Raw genomic sequence first — 21,598 nt, forward strand, 5'->3', positions numbered from 1 at the left:
TGTGATTGGGTTACCGCACAAAAAGTCGGTACTCCGACTTTTTGATGTTACCTTATCTTTGTAAACAAGATTTTAGTGAGATTTTAAATCACACAGCTTTCACATTGGTTAGCACCAACTTCACCGCCGTCATCTGTGTAGGTACGAACGTAGTAGATAGACTTAATGCCCTTGTTAAAGGCGTAGTTACGAAGGATAGATAGGTCACGTGTTGTTTGTTTGTTCTCTTTCTTCCATTCATAAAGACCTGTTGGGATATCACTACGCATGAAGAGAGTAAGTGAAAGCCCTTGGTCTACGTGCTCAGTTGCAGCAGCATAGACATCGATAACTTTACGCATATCCATGTCATAGGCAGAAGTGTAGTAAGGAATAGTTTCAGTTGATAACCCTGCAGCAGGATAGTAAATCTTACCAATTTTCTTCTCTTGACGTTCTTCAATACGTTGAGTAATTGGGTGGATAGAAGCAGACACGTCATTGATGTAGCTGATAGAACCATTCGGCGCTACAGCAAGACGGTTTTGGTGGTAAAGTCCATCTGCTTTAACTTTATCTCGAAGTTCAGCCCAATCAGCTGCAGACGGGATAAAGATTCCTTCAAAGAGTTCTTTAACACGATCAGATTTTGGAACAAATTGACCAGACGTATACTTATCGAAATAAGTACCATTTGCATAGTCTGATTTCTCAAAGTTGTGGAAGGTAATGCCACGTTCACGCGCAATATTGTTTGATTCTACCAAAGTCCAGTAATTCAAAAGCATAAAGTAGATGCTTGTAAATTCAACAGACTCAGGAGATCCATATTCGATTAATTGCTGAGCAAGATAGCTGTGAAGCCCCATAGCACCAAGTCCAAATGTATGAGCTTGGCTATTTCCGTGGTCGATAGTTGGAACAGCAACGATGTGAGAGCTATCTGTTACAAAGGTCAAAGCTCGAACCATTGCACGAATAGAACGTCCAAAGTCAGGTGATGTCATCATATTTACAACGTTGGTTGAACCAAGGTTACATGAAACGTCGGTACCCATTTGAAGAAATTCTTGCGCATCGTTGATAAGACTTGGTTCTTGGACTTGAAGAATTTCTGAACACAAGTTACTCATGATAATCTTACCATCGACAGGATTTGCACGGTTAGCAGTATCGATATTGACAACATAAGGATAGCCAGATTCTTGTTGCAATTTAGAAATTTCTGTTTCCAAATCACGGGCCTTAATTTTTGTCTTACGGATGTTTGGATTTGCCACCAATTCATCGTATTTTTCTGTGATATCGATGTAGTTAAAAGGTACACCATACTCTTTTTCAACAGAATAAGGACTGAAGAGGTACATTTCCTCATTCTTACGTGCTAATTCGTAGAATTTATCTGGTACCACAACACCAAGTGAAAGAGTCTTGACACGAACTTTTTCATCAGCATTTTCTTTCTTAGTAGAAAGGAAAGCGATAATATCTGGGTGGAAGACGTTAAGGTAAACAACCCCAGCACCTTGACGTTGACCAAGTTGGTTAGAGTAAGAGAAGCTGTCTTCGAAAAGCTTCATAACGGGTACGACACCAGAAGCAGCACCTTCATACCCTTTGATAGGCGCTCCAGCTTCACGAAGGTTGCTGAGGGAAATTCCGACACCACCACCGATACGTGAAAGTTGAAGAGCTGAGTTGATAGAACGTCCAATAGAGTTCATATCATCTGTTACCTGAATCAAAAAACATGATACCAATTCACCACGACGTGCACGGCCCGCATTCAAGAAAGAAGGTGTAGCAGGCTGGTAACGCTGGTGGATGATTTCATTGGCAATATCAATTGCGATAGCTTCGTCACCATCAGCAAAGTAAAGAGCGTTAAAGAAGACACGGTCTTCCATGCTTTCAAGATAGTACTCTCCGTCATTAGTTTTCAAGGCATATTGATTGTAAAACTTGTATGCTGCCATGAAAGACTTGAATTGGAAGTTTTGATCCTTAATAAATAGGTAAAGCTCTTCTAAGAATTCTGGACGATATTTCTTGATAAACGCTGTTTCGATATAGTCTTGTTTAATAAGGTAATCAATTTTATCAGTGATAGAATCAAAAACCATAGAATTTGGTACAACGTTTTCTTTAAAGAAAGCGTCCAAGGCTTCTTTATCTTTGTGGAGCATGATTTGTCCATTAACAGGACGGTTGATTTCATTATTTAGACGGAAGTAAGTTACATCCTCAAGTTGTTTTAATCCCATAAAATTTCCTTTAATTTATTACAAAAGAAAGGCTTCTAAGATTGACATAGAAGCTTTTAATCCTGATACTTAAGCAAGTTCTTTAAGTTTTGCTGGTTGGAAACCAGAGAAAACTTCAGTTGGTGTTTGAATGATAGGAGCAGCGTTGAAGCCTAGCTCTTTAACTTGTTCAATAAATTCAGGTTGTTCATCAAGATTGATTTCGCGATATGCGATGTTGTTACTATCTAAGAATCGTTTGGTCATTTTACATTGAACACAATTGTTTTTAGAATAAACGGTTACCATTCTGTAACTCCTCTTTCAAAATTTAATTACTTCTTAAGTATATCAGAAAAAAAATCTTTGTCAACGAAGAAAAACTAAATATTGTAGAATTTTTTTAGATGAGAGTTATCTAAACACAATATATAGTGATTGCAAAAAATAAAACCCATAAATAACAGCGTTTTCTAAATGTTAAAATTTTAAAAAACTATATGATGTATTTTGATACATAAAATAGAAGATTTTCAGCAAGTTATCTGAAAGGAAAAAGAAGAAATCCCATAAAATACTTGAAAAAATTCCTAGAAGGTGATATAATATCAAATTGTAAGGGTTATCAGATATAACTCAAAAAGAAAACATTTAAAGGAGAGTCAAATTATGGCTTCTAAAGATTTCCACGTAGTGGCAGAAACAGGTATTCACGCACGTCCAGCAACATTGTTGGTACAAACTGCTAGCAAATTTGCTTCAGATATTACTCTTGAGTACAAAGGTAAATCAGTTAACCTTAAATCTATCATGGGTGTTATGAGCCTTGGTGTTGGTCAAGGTGCTGACGTTACAATCACTGCTGAAGGTGCAGACGCTGATGACGCTATCGCTGCTATCTCAGAAACAATGGAAAAAGAAGGATTGGCATAAGGATATGACAGAAATGCTTAAAGGAATCGCAGCATCTGATGGTGTTGCAGTTGCTAAAGCATATCTACTCGTTCAACCGGATTTATCATTCGAGACTATTACAGTCGAAGATACAAATGCAGAAGAGGCTCGTTTGGATGTTGCTCTTGAAGCTTCTCAAAACGAGCTTTCTCTTATCCGCGAGAAGGCTGTAGGTACGCTTGGTGAAGAAGCGGCGCAAGTATTTGACGCTCACTTGATGGTTCTTGCTGACCCTGAATTGATCGGTCAGATTAAAGAAACAATTCGTGCTAAGAAAGTAAATGCGGAAGCAGGTCTGAAAGAAGTTACAGACATGTTTATCACAATCTTTGAAGGCATGGAAGACAACCCGTACATGCAGGAACGTGCAGCGGATATTCGTGACGTTACCAAACGTGTTTTGGCAAATCTTCTTGGCAAGAAATTGCCAAACCCAGCTTCTATTAATGAAGAAGTAATTGTGATTGCACATGACTTGACTCCGTCTGATACTGCTCAATTAGATAAAAACTTTGTAAAAGCTTTTGTAACAAACATTGGTGGACGTACAAGTCACTCAGCTATCATGGCTCGTACACTTGAAATTGCAGCTGTATTGGGTACAAACAACATCACTGAACTTGTAAAAGATGGTGACATTTTGGCTGTTTCAGGTATTTCAGGTGAAGTGGTTATCAACCCAACTGAAGAACAAATTGCAAAATTCAAAGCAGCTGGTGAAGCTTACGCTAAACAAAAAGCCGAATGGGCTCTTTTGAAAGATGCTAAAACTGTTACTGCTGATGGTAAACACTTCGAGTTGGCAGCTAATATCGGTACACCTAAAGACGTTGAAGGTGTGAACGAAAATGGTGCCGAAGCTGTTGGTCTCTACCGTACAGAATTCTTGTACATGGATTCTCAAGATTTCCCAACGGAAGACGATCAATACGAAGCTTACAAAGCAGTTCTTGAAGGTATGAACGGTAAACCTGTTGTTGTTCGTACAATGGATATCGGTGGGGATAAAGAACTTCCTTACTTCGATCTTCCTAAAGAAATGAACCCATTCTTGGGCTACCGTGCTTTACGTATCTCAATCTCTGAAACTGGTAACCAAATGTTCCGTACACAATTGCGTGCTTTGCTTCGTGCATCTGTTCACGGTAAATTGCGTATCATGTTCCCAATGGTTGCTTTGTTGAAAGAGTTCCGTACTGCTAAAGCTATTCTTGAAGAAGAAAAAGCAAAATTGGTTGCTGAAGGTGTTGCTGTTGCGGATGATATCCAAGTTGGTATCATGATTGAAATTCCTGCAGCAGCTATGCTTGCAGACCAATTTGCCAAAGAAGTTGATTTCTTCTCAATCGGTACAAACGACTTGATCCAATACACAATGGCTGCTGACCGTATGAACGAACAAGTTTCATACCTTTACCAACCATACAATCCATCAATCCTTCGCTTGATCAACAATGTTATCAAAGCAGCTCACGCTGAAGGTAAATGGGCTGGTATGTGTGGTGAGATGGCTGGTGACCAAACAGCTGTTCCACTACTTGTCGGAATGGGATTGGATGAGTTCTCAATGTCAGCTACTTCAGTACTTCGTACACGTAGCTTGATGAAGAAACTTGACACAGCTAAGATGCAAGAATACGCTAACCGTGCTCTTACTGAATGTTCAACAATGGAAGAAGTTCTTGAACTCTCTAAAGAATACGTTAACTTTGATTAAAAACATTAAAACCTTGTAGAACTAAACTACAAGGTTTTTTTGTACTATTATTTAAAAAGTCCACCTGTAAAATTTTCTAAAAATATGGTAAAATAGACAAAGGAAAAATACGGAGGCAACTATGCAAAACAGACCAATCATTATCGGAGTAACAGGGGGATCTGGTGGAGGAAAAACCAGTGTTTCTAAAGCAATCTTATCCCATTTCCCAAATGAAAAAATTGCCATGATTGAGCATGATTCCTACTATAAAGATCAATCTCATTTAACCTTTGAAGAACGTATTAAGACTAATTATGACCATCCTTTTGCTTTTGATACTGACTTGATGATTGCGCAAATCAAAGAATTGTTGGCGGGGCGTCCTGTTGATATTCCTACATATGATTATGCTGCCCATACAAGAAGCTCGAAAACCTATCGTCAAGAACCTCAAGATGTCTTTATTGTTGAAGGAATTTTGGTTTTGGAAGACAAACGTCTTCGTGATTTGATGGATATCAAGATTTTCGTTGATACAGATGATGATGTCCGTATCATTCGTCGTATTAAGCGTGATATGGAAGAGCGTGGTCGTAGTTTGGATAGCGTTATTGATCAGTATCTTGGCGTCGTAAAACCTATGTATCATCAATTTATCGAGCCAACAAAGCGTTATGCTGATATTGTGATACCTGAAGGTGTAACCAATACCGTAGCTATTGATTTATTGACAACAAAGATTGAAAAGATTTTAGAAGAAGCTCGTTTAGCCCAGTAATAGAAATAAAAAACTGTATCTCTTGATACAGTTTTTATTGTTTAATTTTTTCAAGTCTCGGAACAATGACGAGAGTTAAGAGGGCTGAGATAATTAATTCTGCGATTGAATTTGTTGAGATAACAGTCGCTAATAGTTTTTGAATATTTCCATCAAAAACATTACCAAAGAGAAAGAAGATACCGCCTAAGACAAAAACTGTATTCGTGAGTGAACCAAGTGCACCTGCAAAGATGAGTCCAGCTCTTCCCTTTAGTAGTTTATAGACGAAATAAGGGGTCAAACCGATTAAGATACGAGGAACAATTGCGATCACAACTGAATAGAAGTTACCATTTGGTACAAATGGTGAGAAGAGATAGCTTGTTGGCAGGATTGTGAGAGTATTAACCGTTAAGCTAAGCATTCCCATCAAGAAACCTAAGGTTGCGCCGATTCTTGGTCCGTAGATAATACTTGCAATAATTACTGGAATGTGAACGATGGTTGGTTTGATTGGAAAGGGAAGTACATTAAATAAAATCGAGCTTAGTAAATGAATAACAATCATAATAGCAAAAAAGATAGCGATTGGAGCAATATTAGAGCGTTTGTTCATGAATTTTATCCTTTATTTCTTGTAAAATAGTTTCGAGATCAGCGAGAGCACCACGACCTGTATCCCCACAGGCCAGTAGAGAATCTTTGGGAGAAATAATAGTATAACCATAATCTTCTAAAGTTTTAAGATTAGCTTGGGTCGCAGGGTGGTCATACATCTTTGTGTTCATAGCTGGAGCCAATAGTTTAGGTACAAAGTGTGGCAAAGCAAGAGCAGTAGCAGTCACCATATTGTCAGCAAAACCGTGAGCTAATTTAGCGATTGTATTGGCTGTCGCAGGAACTACGATAAATAAATCTGTTTCTTTTCCTATTTGAATGTGATTCACTTGATCTGGAAAAGGTTCCTGCATGACATCGAGATGTACAGTATTTTGTGATAGTACTTGTAAAGTTAATGGCTGAATGAATTCTGTTGCTGACTGAGTCATAAGAACAGTAACAGAATGCCCCTGTTTTTTTAAAGAACTAACTAGGTCAACTGTCTTGTATGCAGCAATAGATCCTGTAATAGCGAGTGTAATACGGGCCATAAAATTCCTTTCATTTAGTCATAACTTTTGATTTTCTCGAGGAGTAAATCAGCAATTTCATATTTACTCATAGCAGTTTGGAAAGAATTTTTTTCAACTAAGTAAGCCTTATGTTGCTCGCTACTAATCTGAGTAAGGTCGTTTGCGACAATTAAATCAGCTTGGTTCTTTTCAAGACTTTCCCTCGCAATTTGAATCAGATGTTCCTGGCTGACATCAACCAGTAATTTAAATCCAATCAGGTGAATGTTAGGGTTCCATTCTTTAACAAGAGATATGATTTTTGGATTCTTCTTAAGAAATAGAACCTGAACATCTTCCTTAGAAGAGATTTTTGTTTCCTGATTTTTCTTATCTAAAAACTCTGTTAAATCTTGACTAGCTTCAACCTCATCAAAACCAGCCATATAGACAGGAGTGTAATCTGATACAGCCATAGAATGGATTAAGACCTGGTAGTCCATAACCTTATCTTTCATGACTTGTTGCAAATCAGCTGTATTTTTAATTTCGATGATGGTCAAGTTTGGATGACTAACTGGCTTAACTGCCTGAAGAGTGGTAATCAAACAAACTTCATGGCCAGCCTTTAGAAGAGTCTCGGTGATAATTTTTCCAAGTTTACCGGAAGAGTGATTGGTAATAGAACGAACTCTATCAATTTTTTCACTTGTACCACCAGAAGTAACTAAAATTTTCATAGAACTATTGTACAAAAAAATGAGCATTAAGTAAAATGAAAGCGATATAACAAGGGTCGAAAATAGGATGTTAATCCATAGTTAAAATCTATAAAGGCATATAAAAATTTAAATAGAGATAAAGAAAGCCTGTTATTTAGCCATATTCACGAACGTTACTAATCATAATGACTGTTAAAAATCTTGTTTTATGATATAATGAATTAACACATTAGAGGCTAGAGGAGTTTTTTATGAAAACAGATATTGAAATTGCACAGAGTATTGAGTTAAAACCAATCGTTGATGTTGTTGAGAAACTTGGTATTTCATACGATGATTTGGAGTTGTATGGAAAGTACAAGGCTAAACTAAGCTTTGATAAAATCCGTGAGGTTGAGAGCAACCCAGTAGGTAAGTTGATTCTTGTTACAGCTATCAACCCAACACCAGCAGGTGAAGGGAAATCAACTATTACCATTGGTCTTGCTGATGCTTTGAATAAGATTGGTAAGAAAACTATGATTGCCATCCGCGAACCTTCTCTTGGTCCTGTCATGGGGATTAAAGGTGGTGCAGCTGGTGGTGGTTATGCCCAAGTGTTACCAATGGAAGACATCAACCTTCACTTTACTGGAGATATGCATGCTATTACAACAGCAAACAATGCTCTCTCTGCCTTGATTGACAATCACTTACATCAAGGAAATGAGCTAGGAATCGATCAACGTCGTATTCTGTGGAAACGCGTTGTTGACTTGAACGACCGTGCTCTTCGTCACGTAACTGTTGGTCTCGGTGGTCCTCTTAATGGTATTCCACGTGAAGATGGTTTTGATATCACAGTTGCTTCCGAGATCATGGCTATTCTTTGCTTGGCAACTGATATTGAAGATTTAAAACGTCGTTTGGCCAATATTGTTATCGGTTACCGTTATGACCGCACACCAGTTTCAGTTGGTGATTTACAGGTTGAGGGTGCCTTGGCATTGATTTTGAAAGATGCTATTAAGCCAAACTTGGTTCAGACGATCTATGGTACACCTGCCTTTGTACATGGTGGCCCATTTGCCAATATTGCCCATGGTTGTAACTCTGTATTGGCAACGAAAACAGCTCTTCGTTTAGCTGATTACACAGTAACCGAAGCAGGCTTTGGTGCAGACCTTGGTGCTGAAAAGTTCCTGGATATCAAGACACCAAACTTGCCAACAGCTCCAAGTGCAGTAGTTATTGTAGCGACTCTTCGTGCCCTTAAAATGAATGGTGGAGTTGCTAAGGATGCATTGACAGAAGAGAATGTAGAAGCAGTTCGTACAGGATTTGCAAACTTGAAACGTCACGTTGAGAATATCCGTAAGTTTGGTATTCCAGCGGTTGTTGCTATTAACGAATTTGTATCTGATACAGAAGCAGAAATTGCAGCCTTGAAAGAACTTTGTGCTTCAATCGATGTACCAGTCGAATTAGCTAGCGTATGGGCTGATGGAGCTGAAGGAGGAGTGGCTCTGGCTGAAACTCTCGTTAAAACAATTGACGAAAACCCGGCAAACTACACACGTCTCTATGACAACGACCTTTCTGTTCAAGAAAAGATTGAAAAGATTGTCACTGAAATCTATCGTGGAAGCAAAGTAAACTTCGAGAAGAAAGCTCAAACTCAAATCGCACAAATCGTACAAAACGGTTGGGACAAATTACCGATCTGTATGGCCAAAACTCAATACAGTTTCTCAGATAATCCAAATGCTCTTGGTGCACCTGAAAACTTTGAAATTACTATTCGTGAATTGGTACCAAAATTGGGGGCAGGCTTTATCGTTGCGCTCACTGGTGACGTTATGACCATGCCTGGACTTCCAAAACGACCAGCTGCTCTCAATATGGATGTTGAAAGCGATGGAACAGTTCTCGGTTTATTCTAAGTAAACAAAAAAAGACAACCTCCAAATGTAAGGTTGTCTTTCTAGTTATTTAAAACTCCTAGAAAATTTCTAGGAGTTTTGTTGTTATTTCATAGTTGGGAAGAGCAATACATCACGGATAGTAGTAGTATCTGTGAGGAGCATGCAGAGACGGTCGATACCGATTCCCAAACCACCTGTTGGCGGCATACCGTATTCAAGTGCTTCGATGTAGTCATAGTCAATTCCTGTTGCTTCATCGTCACCAAGTTCTTTAGCTTTAGCTTGGGCTTCGAAACGGCTAAGTTGATCGATTGGATCATTCAACTCAGTAAAGGCATTTCCGTATTCTTTAGTCATGATGAAGAGCTCGAAACGATCTGTAAAGCGCTCATCTTCAGGATTTTTCTTAGCAAGTGGTGATACAGCTACTGGGTGACCGTATACAAATGTTGGTTGAATCAATGTTTCTTCAACAAATTCTTCAAAGAAGGCATTGATGATGTGACCAACTTCTGTGTAGTGTTTTTCAACTGGAACTTTCTTCTCAGCTGCGATAGCTTTAGCTTCTTCTAAAGTCATATCTTTCCAGAAATCAACACCAGTAATTTCCTTGATTGCATCAACCATGTGTACACGTTTAAATGGTTCATTGATTTTGATTTCAGTTCCTTGATAGATAACTGGACCGTCACCTTTAACAGCTTTAGCTACGTGTTGGATAATACCTTCAGTCAAGTCCATGATATCGTGGAAGTCTGCATAAGCTTGATAAACCTCGATAGAAGTGAACTCAGGGTTATGTGTAGCATCCATTCCTTCGTTACGGAAGATACGACCAATCTCATACACACGTTCCATACCACCAACGATAAGGCGTTTCAAGTGAAGCTCAGTCGCGATACGAAGTACCATGTCGATGTTTTGTGCATTGTGGTGTGTGATGAATGGGCGAGCAGCAGCACCACCAGCTTCGTTGTGAAGAACAGGTGTTTCGACTTCAAGGAAACCTTGAGCATCGAGGTAGCGACGGATTTCAGAAATGATTTTTGAACGTGTGACAAAGCGGTCAAAGCTTTCACGGTTAGAAATCAAATCGAGGTAACGTTTACGGTAGATTGTTTCAACGTCTGAAAGTCCGTGGAATTTCTCAGGCAATGGACGAAGGGCTTTAGACAAGTGTGTGATGTGAGTAGCCTTGATAGAGAGTTCTCCCATATCCGTACGCATCACTTCACCCTCAACACCTAGGAAGTCACCAAGGTCAGCTTTCTTAAAGATTTCGTAGTTTTCTTCACCGACAGCATCTTTACGAACGTAGATTTGGATTTGTCCTTCGCGATCTTGAAGGTGAGCAAAGCCAACTTTACCTTTACCTCGTTTAGTCACCAAACGTCCAGCGATAGTGGCAGTTTCATTTAATTCGTGTAGTTGTTCTTTATCAAGGTCAGCAAATTTATCTTTTAGTTCTTGAGAGTTAGCAGTACGTTCAAAACGTTTACCGAAAGGATCAATTCCTTGTTCACGGAGCGCAGCCATTTTTTCACGGCGAACGATCTGTTGGTCATTCAATTCTTCCATATGTTCTGTTGACATTGGTTCCTCCTAGTTTTTAATCAAATTTTGAAATAATAAATCAATTTTTCACGATACTCCATTTTATCATAAAAAGTCAAGAAATTCACGGATATTCTATAAAAACTAAAAAGAACTTGACGTAATAGATCAAGTTCAATTATTTTTTTGATAAGAAGTATCGTTCCAAATTTTTAGAATGAATTTTTTAAAGTCTTCAGTTTCTATAATTGTCAGACTAGAATTGGCCAAACCGCCATCTTTGCGGAGAAGAGCTTCATTATAGCCTAAAAGAGTACGAAGACTTGCAGTAAGGTTAGCTCCATGACCAACCAGTAAGAGTTGTTCAGCCTTAGAATCCTTTAAAGATTTTATAAATTGAATGGTTCGTTGAGTTGTGCTGTAGAGGGATTCGGCTTCGAACATACTCGTATCAAACTTGGCTAAGTTTGTTTTAAAGGCTTGAATTTGCTGCGGATAGATTGCGTTTAAAGTAGCAATTTTTAACCCTTCTAGTTTGCCAAGGTGCCATTCTCTTAGTTCAGGTACACTTTCTAGCGGACACGGGTTTGTTAGCTGACTTTGGATAATTTCAGCTGAATTTACCGCTCTTGGTAAATCACTCGAATAGATCTTGTCAAAAGGGATATCTTTCAGATATTGACCCAAGTTCTTTAAGGTATCAATAGACTCAGGAAGAAGTGGGGAATCTCCACCAGCGCCTTGAAAGCGACCCTCTAGATTCCAGACTGTTCGACCGTGACGGACAAAGTAAAGTTTCATCAGTTTATCTCCTCTAAGATATCTACAAAGCTGGCTTTTACAAAGTTTGCCAGATCTTGTGGCACAATGATGATACTGTGTCCGACTTCTCCAGCAGAGACAATCATTTTTTCTAATCCTAAAGCTGTTTCATCAATGTAAATAGGGTAGTTGTGCTTTTGTCGGATACCGACAGGGTTATTTGCACCATGAATATATCCAGTTATTTTTTCTAAATCCTTTTGCGGAATCATACTCACTTTTTTGTTACCAGAAATCTTTGCTAATTTCTTTTCAGAAAGATGTTCAGTAATAGGAATAATCCCAATAACTGGACCAGTCTTGTCCCCTAAAAGAGCTAGTGTTTTAAAAATGTGATTTCTCTCATACTCAGAAGGAAGCTCTCCCTCTAAAGCATTGATTTGAATCCCTTGGTGTTCAACACCTGCCTTAGCTAATATTTGCTCGACTAAGGTCTTCTTTACTTTAGTTTTTTTTGCCATTATTTGTACTTATCCTCCAATTGACTCATCCAGATCCCTAACCAAATGCCAAGAGCAAAAAAGAAGGCGATGATGACATAGGAAACAAGTGATAAACCACTGTAGTTAATGCTTTCGGCATTACCCGCATTTGGAATCAATATCAAGAGTGTACTTGAAAGAACGATTGCAATGATGAAGTGATAAACACGAGAGTGATACACTCGAAGAGCGTAGTCCATCAATTTTGAAAGAATAATAAGAGTGGCAGCAGCCCCAATTCCTATTGGAAGAAAGGTACCAAATAAATCAAAAGTTTTAAATCCAGTTAACATTGGAGTATAAAGTCCTAAGATCAAAAGAAGATTTGAGGGGCTTAATCCTGGAACCAAGATACCTAGAGCAAGCAGAGCACCAGCTAGGATAAAACTTGTGAAACTTGCGCTGAGTGAACCAACAACAAAGTTTAAAGCATAAAGACCAATTCCAGAAACAATAAAGGTCACCCAAAACCAGATAAGATCGACTTTGTCTCTTTCTGAATCTTGAGTAGCCTCCCTTACAAGGCTTGGGACTGTACCAATAATGGCACCCGCAAAACTCCATAAAACATAAACCTGATAGTGCTCAAGGAGGTACTCAATTGGATAAGAAAACAGCCCAATACCTAGTAACATCCCAATAGCAACAGGTAAGAAATAAAGAATATCTTCTTTTAGGTTTTTGAATGGATGGGCAAGGAAACGAATCATTCTCTCATAGATACCCAAAATAGCTGCCAGAACACCACCAGATATACCAGGTAATATAAATCCTAGCGCAATAACAATTCCTTTAATCATTTTTGAAATCCAAGATAACATAAACTCTCTCCATATTTATTCTCTAAAATTCTCTTCTTGTATTATATCACAAAGTAAGAGAAATAAAAAAGCAAGCAGAAGGAATATCTGCTTGCTGATTGAAATTAAGGTTTTAAGAATAGTTTTCTAAACGTTTCTTCCTTATCTTTTGATAAAGAAATAAGATTTAAGTCTAGATGATGTTCAAATCCAACCAGGTTCCCTTTTGATGTATATTGATGAAGATCAAAGTCAAGGTCTGTATTTGGTGAACTTTCAAAATAGCCCGAATCTACACCATAGGAAGGAATCCAAATAGCTGAAAACTTATCTGTACTAATGCTATGCTCCTCCATGAAGTAAACACCGATGTAGATACCGATGTTTTTAGCACCTAGAGATTCTAGTTTAGCACGGAAAGCTTCAACCCCTTTATTCATGTCTGACATGGTTTTTTCTTCGACATCTAACCAATAGTAGCTAGGGTTGTATGGGGAAGCTGAATTGTAGAATGCTTCAGCAGCCTTTTCCATTTCCTCTACACTTTTTCCAGATACATATGCATAGACAGCAACTGGAATATTCCTTTTTTGGAATTCTGTGATATGACTTTTATAAGCTTTATCTGTTCCATTCGTATAAGATGCATCGTTCTCAGTAGTGATCTGGTTTCCTCCGTGGACTCGAACAATAGCACCAGAGATGTTTTTAGATAAAATATCATAGTTGATCTCTGACGGTCTTTGCCAACCAGAGATATCGATGATAGGCTTATCCAAGTTATGTAGAGCTTGTGTTTCTATTTGAACTGGATTTTGTTTGGTTTTTACAGGATGTTCTTCGAATCGTGGACGATTGAGAATCAAGAGTCCTATAAAAGCAGCAAATATAATAACTATAAAAGCTGGATGAATTTTTTTTCTCATACCTCTATAGTTTATCGTAAATAATGAAAAAAATCAAAATATTTACTCAAAATTGAGTAATGACAGTCTTTTGAGTGGTATTGAGTTCATCAAATTTGTGTATCGTGAACTAAAATGTGGTATAATAATAAAGAATTTCTATAGAAAAGAGAAAAATATGGCAAATTATGCAATTATTTTAGCAGCGGGTAAGGGTACCCGTATGAAATCAGATTTACCGAAGGTTATGCACAAGGTTGCGGGAATTTCAATGCTTGAGCATGTTTTTCGTAGTGTAGGTGCAATTAACCCAAAAAAAACTGTTACAGTTGTTGGGCATAAGGCAGAGCTAGTTGAACAAGTTTTAGCCGGACAAACTGATTTTGTGAGACAGTCTGAGCAATTGGGAACTGGTCATGCAGTAATGATGGCTGAGCCAATTCTTGAAGGTCTTTCTGGACAAACATTGGTTATAGCTGGAGATACACCTTTAATCACTGGTGAAAGCTTAAAGAACTTGATTGATTTCCATGTAAACCACAAGAATGTAGCTACAATCTTAACTGCAGAAGCTGATGACCCATTTGGTTATGGACGTATTGTTCGTAATGACAACGCTGAAGTGCTCCGTATTGTTGAACAAAAAGACGCGACTGACTTTGAGAAACAAATCAAAGAAATCAATACAGGAACTTATGTTTTTGATAATGCTCGTCTGTTTGAGGCTCTTAAGAATATCAATACCAACAACGCTCAAGGTGAATACTATATCACAGATGTGATTGGTATTTTCCGTGAAGCTGGTGAGAAAGTTGGAGCTTATACTTTGAAAGACTTTGATGAGAGTCTCGGTGTAAATGACCGTGTCGCACTTGCTACAGCTGAAGCTGTAATGCGTCGTCGTATTAATCAAGTACATATGGTCAATGGGGTAAGTTTTGTAAATCCAGATGCGACTTATATTGATGTGGATGTCGAAATTGCCCCTGACGTTCAAATTGATGCGAATGTAACCCTTAAAGGTTCTAGTAAGATTGGTGCAGAAACTATTTTGACCAACGGAACTTATATCGTTGATAGTACGGTAGGTTCTGGTGCTGTAATTACCAACTCAATGATTGAAGAAAGCACAGTAGCAGATGGCGTTACAGTTGGACCTTACGCTCATATTCGTCCTGGATCTAGCTTAGCTAAGGATGTTCATATCGGAAACTTTGTTGAGGTGAAAGGTTCTTTTATTGGCGAAAATACCAAAGCGGGTCATTTGACATACATTGGTAACTGTGAAGTTGGCAGTGACGTCAACTTTGGTGCTGGTACTATAACAGTCAACTATGATGGGAAAAATAAATACAAGACAGTTATCGGTAACAATGTTTTTGTTGGTTCTAATTCAACCATCATTGCTCCTGTAGAACTAGGAGATAACTCTCTTGTTGGCGCAGGTTCAACCATTACAAAAGATGTACCTGCAGATGCTATTGCCATCGGTCGTGGCCGCCAGGTTAACAAAGACGAATATGCGACTCATCTACCACATCATCCTAAAAACAAATAGGAGCTAAGCATGGAATTTGAAGAGAAAACACTCAGCCGTAAAGAAATCTATAAAGGTCCTATTTTCCAATTGGTACAAGACCAGGTCAAACTTCCTAATGGAAAAGGGACAGCTCAACGTGATTTGATTTTCCATAATGGTGCAGTATGTGTTCTTGCAGTTACTCCAGAAAATAAGATTGTTCTAGTCAAGCAATATCGCAAGGCGATTGAAAAAGTTTCTGTTGAAATTCCTGCAGGAAAACTAGAAATTGGAGAAAACGCTGATCCTGAAGCAGCAGCCCTTCGTGAATTGGAAGAAGAAGCTGCCTACACTGGGAAACTGACTCTTTTGTATGATTTCTATTCTGCTATTGGTTTCTGTAATGAGCGATTAAAACTTTATTTGGCAAGTGATTTGACAAAGGTTAATAATCCACGTCCACAGGATGAAGATGAAACTTTAGAATTACTTGAAGTTAGTCTTGAAGAAGCTAAACAACTAATCCAGTCTGGTGATATTTGTGATGCCAAGACTATCATGGCTATCCAGTACTGGGAATTACAAGAAAAATAGGGGAGGAACCTATGGGAAAACCTTTATTAACAGACGAAATAATCGAGCGTGCAAATCGTGGTGAAGATATCTCTGGTCCCACTTTAGTGGATGATCAAGAGACAAAGATATTATCTACTTCATCCCAACATTATAGAGCTTCACGTTCAAGTGATCATGGATTTAGTCAAGATACCCTAACGATTGAGGTTGAACCGCAAATCCATAAAAGTCGTCGAATTGAAAATACTAAGAGAAATGTCTTTAACTCAAAACTGAATAAGATTCTATTTGCTGTTATTCTTCTCTTGATTTTGCTAGTTTTAGCAATGAGATTTATTTAAGGGGAATGTCATGAAAATTGGAATTATAGCAGCTATGCCTGAAGAGCTAGTTTACCTGGTTCAACATTTAGAAAACGCTCAAGAAGAGACGGTATTAGGAAATCACTATCATACAGGCAATATTGGTTCAATCGAGCTTGTCTTGGTCGAGAGTGGAATTGGTAAAGTCATGGCTGCCATGAGTGTCGCAATCTTAGCTGATCACTTTAGAGTGGATGCTGTCATCAATACAGGTTCGGCCGGTGCTCTTGCTGAAGGTATCTCAGTAGGAGATGTCGTGATTGCTGAAAAACTAGCCTACCACGATGTTGATGTGACAGCTTTTGGTTATGAATACGGTCAAATGGCTCAACAACCACTCTACTTTGAAACAGATAAAAAGTTTGTTAGCTTGATTCAAGAAACTTTGTCTAAACTTAACCAAAAATGGCATTTAGGTTTGATTGCGACCGGTGATAGTTTTATTGCGGGTGAAGATAAGATTAAAGCTATAAAAGAACATTTTCCTCAGGTGCTTGCGGTTGAGATGGAAGGAGCGGCTATCGCTCAAGCAGCTCACGCGCTGAATCTACCTTTCTTAGTTGTCCGTGCCATGAGTGATAATGCGAATCACGAAGCTTCTATTTCATTTGATGAATTTATCGTAGAAGCTGGACGTCGCTCAGCACAAGCCCTTCTAACTCTCCTAGAAACAATTCATAATTAAAATCTAAAGAACACTAGCAAGTGTTCTTTTTTATTGGAAATAGAAGCTTGTCTCAGTTAAAGTTATTTTTTGTCTTTTTTGATATAATAGAAACATTGATTTGTAGAATAGGAAGAGAAAATGAACGAATTATTAAAGGGAATGAATGACCGTCAAGCCGAGGCTGTTCAAACTACAGAAGAACCTTTGCTGATCATGGCAGGGGCCGGTTCTGGAAAAACACGAGTTTTAACCCATCGTATTGCCTACTTAATTGATGAAAAGATGGTCAATCCATGGAATATTTTAGCCATTACCTTTACCAATAAAGCAGCGCGTGAAATGAAGGAACGTGCTTATGGGCTCAATCCAGCTACCCAGGATTGTTTGATAGCGACTTTTCACTCTATGTGTGTTCGTATTTTACGTCGTGATGCAGACCATATCGGCTATAATCGTAACTTTACCATCATCGATCCAGGTGAGCAGCGAACATTGATGAAACGAATTCTCAAGCAGTTAAACTTGGATCCTAAAAAATGGAATGAACGCTCTATTTTGGGGACCATTTCTAATGCTAAGAATGATTTGATAGATGATGAGGCTTACGCTTCTCAAGCAGGAGACTTGTATACAGATATTGTAGCTAAGTGTTATACGGCCTATCAGAAAGAACTTCGTCAGTCAGAATCTGTTGACTTTGATGATTTGATTATGTTGACCTTGCGTCTCTTTGATCAAAATCCTGATGTCTTGACCTATTACCAGCAAAAGTTCCAATATATCCATGTTGATGAGTACCAAGATACCAACCACGCTCAATATCAACTCGTTAAACTTTTGGCTTCACGCTTCAAAAATATCTGTGTGGTTGGGGATGCTGACCAGTCTATTTACGGATGGCGTGGCGCTGATATGCAGAATATCCTCGATTTTGAAAAAGATTATCCAGAGGCCAAGGTTGTTTTACTGGAGGAAAATTACCGTTCTACCAAAACCATCCTCCAAGCAGCTAATGACGTCATTAAAAACAATAAAAATCGTCGTCCAAAAAATCTATGGACTCAAAATGCCGATGGGGAGCAGATTATTTACTATCGTGCAAACGACGAACAGGATGAGGCTGTCTTTGTAGCCAAAACCATTGATGAACTTGGTCGCACTCATAACTTCCTTCATAAAGACTTTGCAGTCCTTTACCGTACCAATGCCCAGTCACGTACGATTGAGGAAGCTCTGCTCAAGTCTAATATTCCTTATACCATGGTTGGTGGAACAAAATTCTACAGCCGAAAAGAAATCCGTGATATCATAGCTTATCTCAATCTCATTGCCAACCTAAGTGATAATATCAGTTTTGAGCGTATCATCAATGAACCCAAGCGTGGTATTGGACCAGGAACTGTTGAGAAAATTCGTGACTTTGCTAATATGCAAGAGATGTCTATGCTGGATGCTTCAGCCAATATCATGCTGTCTGGCATCAAAGGAAAAGCAGCCCAATCTATCTGGGATTTTGCCAATATGATTCTTGATTTGCGTGAACAACTGGACCGATTGACAATCACTGAGTTGGTAGAAGCAGTATTAGAAAAAACAGGCTACGTTGATATTCTGAATGCCCAAGCAACCTTGGAGAGCAAGGCCCGGGTTGAAAATATCGAGGAGTTCCTTTCTGTCACAAAAAACTTCGATGATAATCCTGAAAGTGACGAAGAGGAAACAGGACTAGATAAACTTAGTCGATTCCTGAACGACTTGGCTTTGATAGCAGATACGGACTCAGGTAGTCAGGAGACATCTGAAGTAACCTTGATGACTCTTCACGCTGCCAAAGGGCTTGAGTTTCCTGTTGTCTTTATCATCGGGATGGAGGAGAATGTCTTTCCGCTTAGTCGTGCCTCTGAAGATCCAGATGAATTAGAAGAAGAACGTCGTCTCGCCTATGTAGGAATCACGCGCGCCGAGAAAATTCTTTATCTGACTAATGCTAACTCACGTTTGCTTTTTGGGCGTACTAGTTATAATCGTCCGACCCGTTTTATCAACGAAATTAGTTCAGATTTGTTGACTTATCAAGGATTAGCACGTCCTACTAATACAAGTTTTAAAGCGTCTTATAGTGGCAGAGGAACAGCATTTGGTAAAGGAATGAGTTTGGCTCAGGCGCTTCAAGAACGAAAGCGGAATGCTGCTCCTACATCGATCCAATCAAGTGGTTTACCATTTGGACAATTTGCATCTAATAGTAAATCGTCATCTAGTGAAACTAGCTGGTCTATCGGAGATATTGCTCTTCATAAAAAATGGGGTGAAGGAACTGTCCTTGAGGTATCAGGTAGCGGCTCAACACAGGAATTGAAAATCAATTTCCCAGAAGTCGGTCTGAAAAAACTTTTAGCTAGTGTAGCACCGATTGAGAAAAAAGCTTAAGTCAAATATGTTAAAAAGATATAGTTAGACAGAAAAAGGAGAATAAATGTCTGAAAAACAAATGAAAATCGTTGGTTGGATTGCAACTTTTATGTCCATTATGATGTATGTTTCTTATATTCCACAAATTTTAGATAATCTAGCAGGTCATAAGGGGAATTTTATCCAACCAGCAGTTGCAGCTTTAAACTGTTGCCTCTGGTGTTACTATGGCTTCTTTAAGGAAGAGAGAGATATCCCTATTGTTGCAGCAAATATCCCTGGGATAATTTTAGGGACTATAACTGCATTGACTGCTTTGTTCTAAAAATAAAAAGCAATTAGCAGAGTTATCTGTTAGTTGCTTTTTATTTGTTTAGAAAATATATTTCTCAATAGCACGTGCAACGCCATCTTCTTCATTGCTGGTTGTTACGGCATCCGCGAGAGATTTGACGTGGTCGCTGGCATTTCCCATGGCGATCCCCAGCCCAGCAAACTCTAACATCTCAATGTCGTTATTGGCATCACCCATAGCCATGATTTCAGAAGGTTGGATATCCAAAATCTCAGCCAAACGAGAAAGAGCAGAAGCCTTGGTTGTGCCAAGTGGCATCGCCTCATAGATAACAGGTTGAGAACGAACACCGCTAAATCTCTGACAAAGTTCATCCGCAAATCGTTGTTCAAAATCATCTGTTTGTTCTTTTGTACCTAAGAACATGCCTTGGAACATACGGTACTTACCGCTAGTGGCTTCCTCTAGTGAGATTTCAGTCAGGTCAGCAAAGACGAGTGTCGCATCATATTGAACGATAGGATTTGGTTTGCCTCCGAGAACGAAGTAGTGTTCCTCGTCAAAGAGAGTCAACTGGACCTCGCTCTTTTCAGCAAGGTCATTCAGGTATTCAATGTCAGATTTGCTAAGTTCTCGCCAGTCAACAAGGCTCCAGTCACTAGTTTGGTGGGTAGAACAACCATTGTTGACAATAACGTATTCATTCTGCAAATCAAGCCCGAGTTTCTTGTAGTAGGGAAGAACTCCAAAGAGAGGACGACCAGTACATAGAACCAGTTTGACACCTTTTTCGATAGCCTTATGAATGGTATCAATATGAGCCTGAGGGATTTCCTTGGCTTCGTTGAGGAGAGTACCATCCATATCTAGGGCAAGTAATTTAATCATAGTAGTTCCTTTTCACGAGTTTTGCTTATATTATAGCATATTTTAGACAAATAAGACTAAAGTAAGGAGAAATGCCATTTCTATTTAGGCTTTTAGTAGATAGATAACAAAAATATGATATACTAAATTTGCTATGCATTTAATATTATGGAGTAAAGTATAAAAAAGCAGAGGATTTATCATGAAAAGAAGAACAGTACAGATTTTACTAGCCTTGTTAGTAATTATTTATAGGAAGACATGGTTTTGGTGGATTTTTAATCATTTTGCAGGTAGACTTGTGCCTGCTAGTAGAGAATTTTTTCAAATTCTTGCTTTTTTAGAGCTCATCGTTACTTTTATAGCTATTCTTTATTTACTAGTATTCGAAGGTAGGAAAATTCTTGAGTTGAAGTGGAAATGGAGATATCCAGTTTATTTGCTTCTTGCTTATGGAGTCAATCATCTTTCAGGTATTGTGTTTTCCTTTTTAACCCCAGCAACATCCAATCAAATGGCTTTAAATGAATTAGTTGAGATGACAGGGAGACAAGAGTTACTATATTTATTGCTTATTACTTGTCTGCTAGGACCAATTACAGAAGAATTGGTTTATCGAGGAGTTCTCATGAATACATTTTTGAAAGATTCACCTTGGTATGGAGATGTTTTACTATCAGCCTGTGTCTTTGGCTATGTGCATGTTTCTGATGGTATAACACCACTTGCCTTTTTCACCTATGCAAGCGGAGGAGCGATTGTAGCATTCCTATACCGAAAAACTCACTCTCTCTATTATCCCATTTTACTTCACATCATGATCAACATTGTTGCATTTTGGGAATTATGGGTACTCTTGTTTTCTGGTAGGTAAATAATAAAAAGTCGGAGTTATTCCGATTTTTTATTCTGTTTTTATATCTTTCATAGGTTGAAATTTGTCCTTTGCACCAAACTGTTTCAG

The 21,598-nt window shown here is 38.5% G+C and carries 22 protein-coding genes; 11 read left to right on the forward strand and 11 right to left on the reverse strand.

Features of this window, described 5'->3' with window-relative positions:
- Positions 1-83: 83 nt before the first annotated feature.
- Together nrdE and nrdH are read right to left on the reverse strand one after the other, a co-directional pair.
- Positions 84-2,243, reverse strand: a complete 2,160-nt coding sequence (nrdE, locus tag NMM19_RS03280) for a class 1b ribonucleoside-diphosphate reductase subunit alpha (RefSeq protein ID WP_254729973.1) — start codon at positions 2,241-2,243, stop codon at positions 84-86.
- Between the two features lie 69 nt (positions 2,244-2,312).
- Complete coding sequence (gene nrdH, locus NMM19_RS03285; RefSeq protein WP_006148571.1) at positions 2,313-2,531, reverse strand: glutaredoxin-like protein NrdH; 219 nt, start codon at positions 2,529-2,531, stop codon at positions 2,313-2,315.
- A gap of 360 nt (positions 2,532-2,891) precedes the next feature.
- Between nrdH and NMM19_RS03290 the strand changes: the two genes are divergently transcribed.
- The 3 genes from NMM19_RS03290 (at position 2,892) to udk (ending at position 5,653) form a co-directional block, all read left to right on the forward strand.
- Entirely contained in the window at positions 2,892-3,155 is a 264-nt protein-coding gene (locus NMM19_RS03290; protein WP_000146952.1) for a phosphocarrier protein HPr, read from the forward strand.
- Between the two features lie 4 nt (positions 3,156-3,159).
- The gene (ptsP, locus tag NMM19_RS03295) at positions 3,160-4,893 is read left to right on the forward strand and encodes a phosphoenolpyruvate--protein phosphotransferase (RefSeq protein ID WP_049496363.1); all 1,734 of its coding nucleotides are present in this window, start codon (positions 3,160-3,162) and stop codon (positions 4,891-4,893) included.
- A 121-nt stretch (positions 4,894-5,014) separates the two neighbouring features.
- Entirely contained in the window at positions 5,015-5,653 is a 639-nt protein-coding gene (udk, locus tag NMM19_RS03300) for a uridine kinase (RefSeq protein WP_004253618.1), read from the forward strand.
- 34 nt (positions 5,654-5,687) lie between these two features.
- Here the strand turns inward: udk and NMM19_RS03305 are convergent, their stop codons facing one another.
- From NMM19_RS03305 to coaB, 3 genes are read right to left on the reverse strand one after another with little or no spacing between them, the layout of a single operon-like run.
- A complete protein-coding gene (locus tag NMM19_RS03305; protein WP_049496359.1) occupies positions 5,688-6,251 on the reverse strand; it encodes an ECF transporter S component in 564 nt (187 codons plus the stop codon).
- On the reverse strand, positions 6,235-6,786 hold the full coding sequence (coaC, locus tag NMM19_RS03310; RefSeq protein WP_049496355.1) for a phosphopantothenoylcysteine decarboxylase: 552 nt from the start codon (positions 6,784-6,786) through the stop codon (positions 6,235-6,237). The genes NMM19_RS03305 and coaC overlap by 17 nt, the downstream gene beginning before the upstream one ends.
- A gap of 14 nt (positions 6,787-6,800) precedes the next feature.
- Positions 6,801-7,487: a phosphopantothenate--cysteine ligase gene (coaB, locus tag NMM19_RS03315; protein WP_049496353.1), complete on the reverse strand. Its 687-nt coding sequence runs from the start codon at positions 7,485-7,487 to the stop codon at positions 6,801-6,803.
- Positions 7,488-7,720: 233 nt separating this feature from the next.
- Between coaB and NMM19_RS03320 the strand changes: the two genes are divergently transcribed.
- A complete protein-coding gene (locus NMM19_RS03320) occupies positions 7,721-9,391 on the forward strand; it encodes a formate--tetrahydrofolate ligase (protein ID WP_254729975.1) in 1,671 nt (556 codons plus the stop codon).
- An 84-nt stretch (positions 9,392-9,475) separates the two neighbouring features.
- Here NMM19_RS03320 and lysS read toward each other — a convergent pair whose 3' ends face one another.
- The 5 genes from lysS to NMM19_RS03345 all read right to left on the reverse strand — a co-directional run bounded on the left by lysS (position 9,476) and on the right by NMM19_RS03345 (position 13,957).
- Positions 9,476-10,966, reverse strand: coding sequence for a lysine--tRNA ligase (lysS, locus tag NMM19_RS03325; protein ID WP_254729977.1), 1,491 nt, complete (start codon positions 10,964-10,966; stop codon positions 9,476-9,478).
- Between the two features lie 135 nt (positions 10,967-11,101).
- The gene (locus NMM19_RS03330; protein WP_254729979.1) at positions 11,102-11,728 is read right to left on the reverse strand and encodes a histidine phosphatase family protein; all 627 of its coding nucleotides are present in this window, start codon (positions 11,726-11,728) and stop codon (positions 11,102-11,104) included.
- Positions 11,728-12,210 (reverse strand): aminoacyl-tRNA deacylase, encoded by a 483-nt coding sequence (locus NMM19_RS03335; RefSeq protein WP_254729981.1) that lies wholly within the window; start codon positions 12,208-12,210, stop codon positions 11,728-11,730. The genes NMM19_RS03330 and NMM19_RS03335 overlap by 1 nt, the downstream gene beginning before the upstream one ends.
- The gene (locus NMM19_RS03340; RefSeq protein WP_254729983.1) at positions 12,210-13,052 is read right to left on the reverse strand and encodes a DUF368 domain-containing protein; all 843 of its coding nucleotides are present in this window, start codon (positions 13,050-13,052) and stop codon (positions 12,210-12,212) included. The genes NMM19_RS03335 and NMM19_RS03340 overlap by 1 nt, the downstream gene beginning before the upstream one ends.
- Before the next feature lie 104 nt (positions 13,053-13,156).
- A complete protein-coding gene (locus NMM19_RS03345) occupies positions 13,157-13,957 on the reverse strand; it encodes a glycoside hydrolase family 25 protein (protein ID WP_254729985.1) in 801 nt (266 codons plus the stop codon).
- Positions 13,958-14,114: 157 nt separating this feature from the next.
- Here NMM19_RS03345 and glmU point away from each other — a divergent pair, with 157 nt between their 5' ends.
- From glmU to NMM19_RS03375, 6 genes are all read left to right on the forward strand, one after another.
- Positions 14,115-15,494: a bifunctional UDP-N-acetylglucosamine diphosphorylase/glucosamine-1-phosphate N-acetyltransferase GlmU gene (glmU, locus tag NMM19_RS03350; protein WP_254729987.1), complete on the forward strand. Its 1,380-nt coding sequence runs from the start codon at positions 14,115-14,117 to the stop codon at positions 15,492-15,494.
- A 9-nt stretch (positions 15,495-15,503) separates the two neighbouring features.
- On the forward strand, positions 15,504-16,049 hold the full coding sequence (locus NMM19_RS03355; RefSeq protein ID WP_254729989.1) for an NUDIX hydrolase: 546 nt from the start codon (positions 15,504-15,506) through the stop codon (positions 16,047-16,049).
- A gap of 11 nt (positions 16,050-16,060) precedes the next feature.
- Complete coding sequence (macP, locus tag NMM19_RS03360) at positions 16,061-16,372, forward strand: cell wall synthase accessory phosphoprotein MacP (RefSeq protein ID WP_016465808.1); 312 nt, start codon at positions 16,061-16,063, stop codon at positions 16,370-16,372.
- A 10-nt stretch (positions 16,373-16,382) separates the two neighbouring features.
- A complete protein-coding gene (locus tag NMM19_RS03365; RefSeq protein ID WP_254729991.1) occupies positions 16,383-17,078 on the forward strand; it encodes a 5'-methylthioadenosine/adenosylhomocysteine nucleosidase in 696 nt (231 codons plus the stop codon).
- Between the two features lie 120 nt (positions 17,079-17,198).
- Positions 17,199-19,490: a DNA helicase PcrA gene (gene pcrA / locus NMM19_RS03370; protein WP_254729993.1), complete on the forward strand. Its 2,292-nt coding sequence runs from the start codon at positions 17,199-17,201 to the stop codon at positions 19,488-19,490.
- A 46-nt stretch (positions 19,491-19,536) separates the two neighbouring features.
- Entirely contained in the window at positions 19,537-19,797 is a 261-nt protein-coding gene (locus NMM19_RS03375) for a SemiSWEET family transporter (protein WP_178894989.1), read from the forward strand.
- 48 nt (positions 19,798-19,845) lie between these two features.
- On the opposite strand, the gene NMM19_RS03380 is transcribed toward NMM19_RS03375, so the two are convergent.
- Positions 19,846-20,655 carry a Cof-type HAD-IIB family hydrolase gene (locus NMM19_RS03380; protein WP_254729995.1) on the reverse strand — a complete coding sequence of 270 codons (810 nt, stop codon included), beginning with the start codon at positions 20,653-20,655 and terminating at the stop codon, positions 19,846-19,848.
- A gap of 181 nt (positions 20,656-20,836) precedes the next feature.
- Here NMM19_RS03380 and NMM19_RS03385 point away from each other — a divergent pair, with 181 nt between their 5' ends.
- On the forward strand, positions 20,837-21,508 hold the full coding sequence (locus NMM19_RS03385) for a CPBP family intramembrane glutamic endopeptidase (protein WP_254729997.1): 672 nt from the start codon (positions 20,837-20,839) through the stop codon (positions 21,506-21,508).
- Positions 21,509-21,598 lie beyond the last annotated feature (90 nt).

Origin of the sequence: Streptococcus sp. CF8_St5-17 (assembly GCF_024295665.1) — a bacterium.
Classification (GTDB): Bacteria; Bacillota; Bacilli; order Lactobacillales; family Streptococcaceae; genus Streptococcus.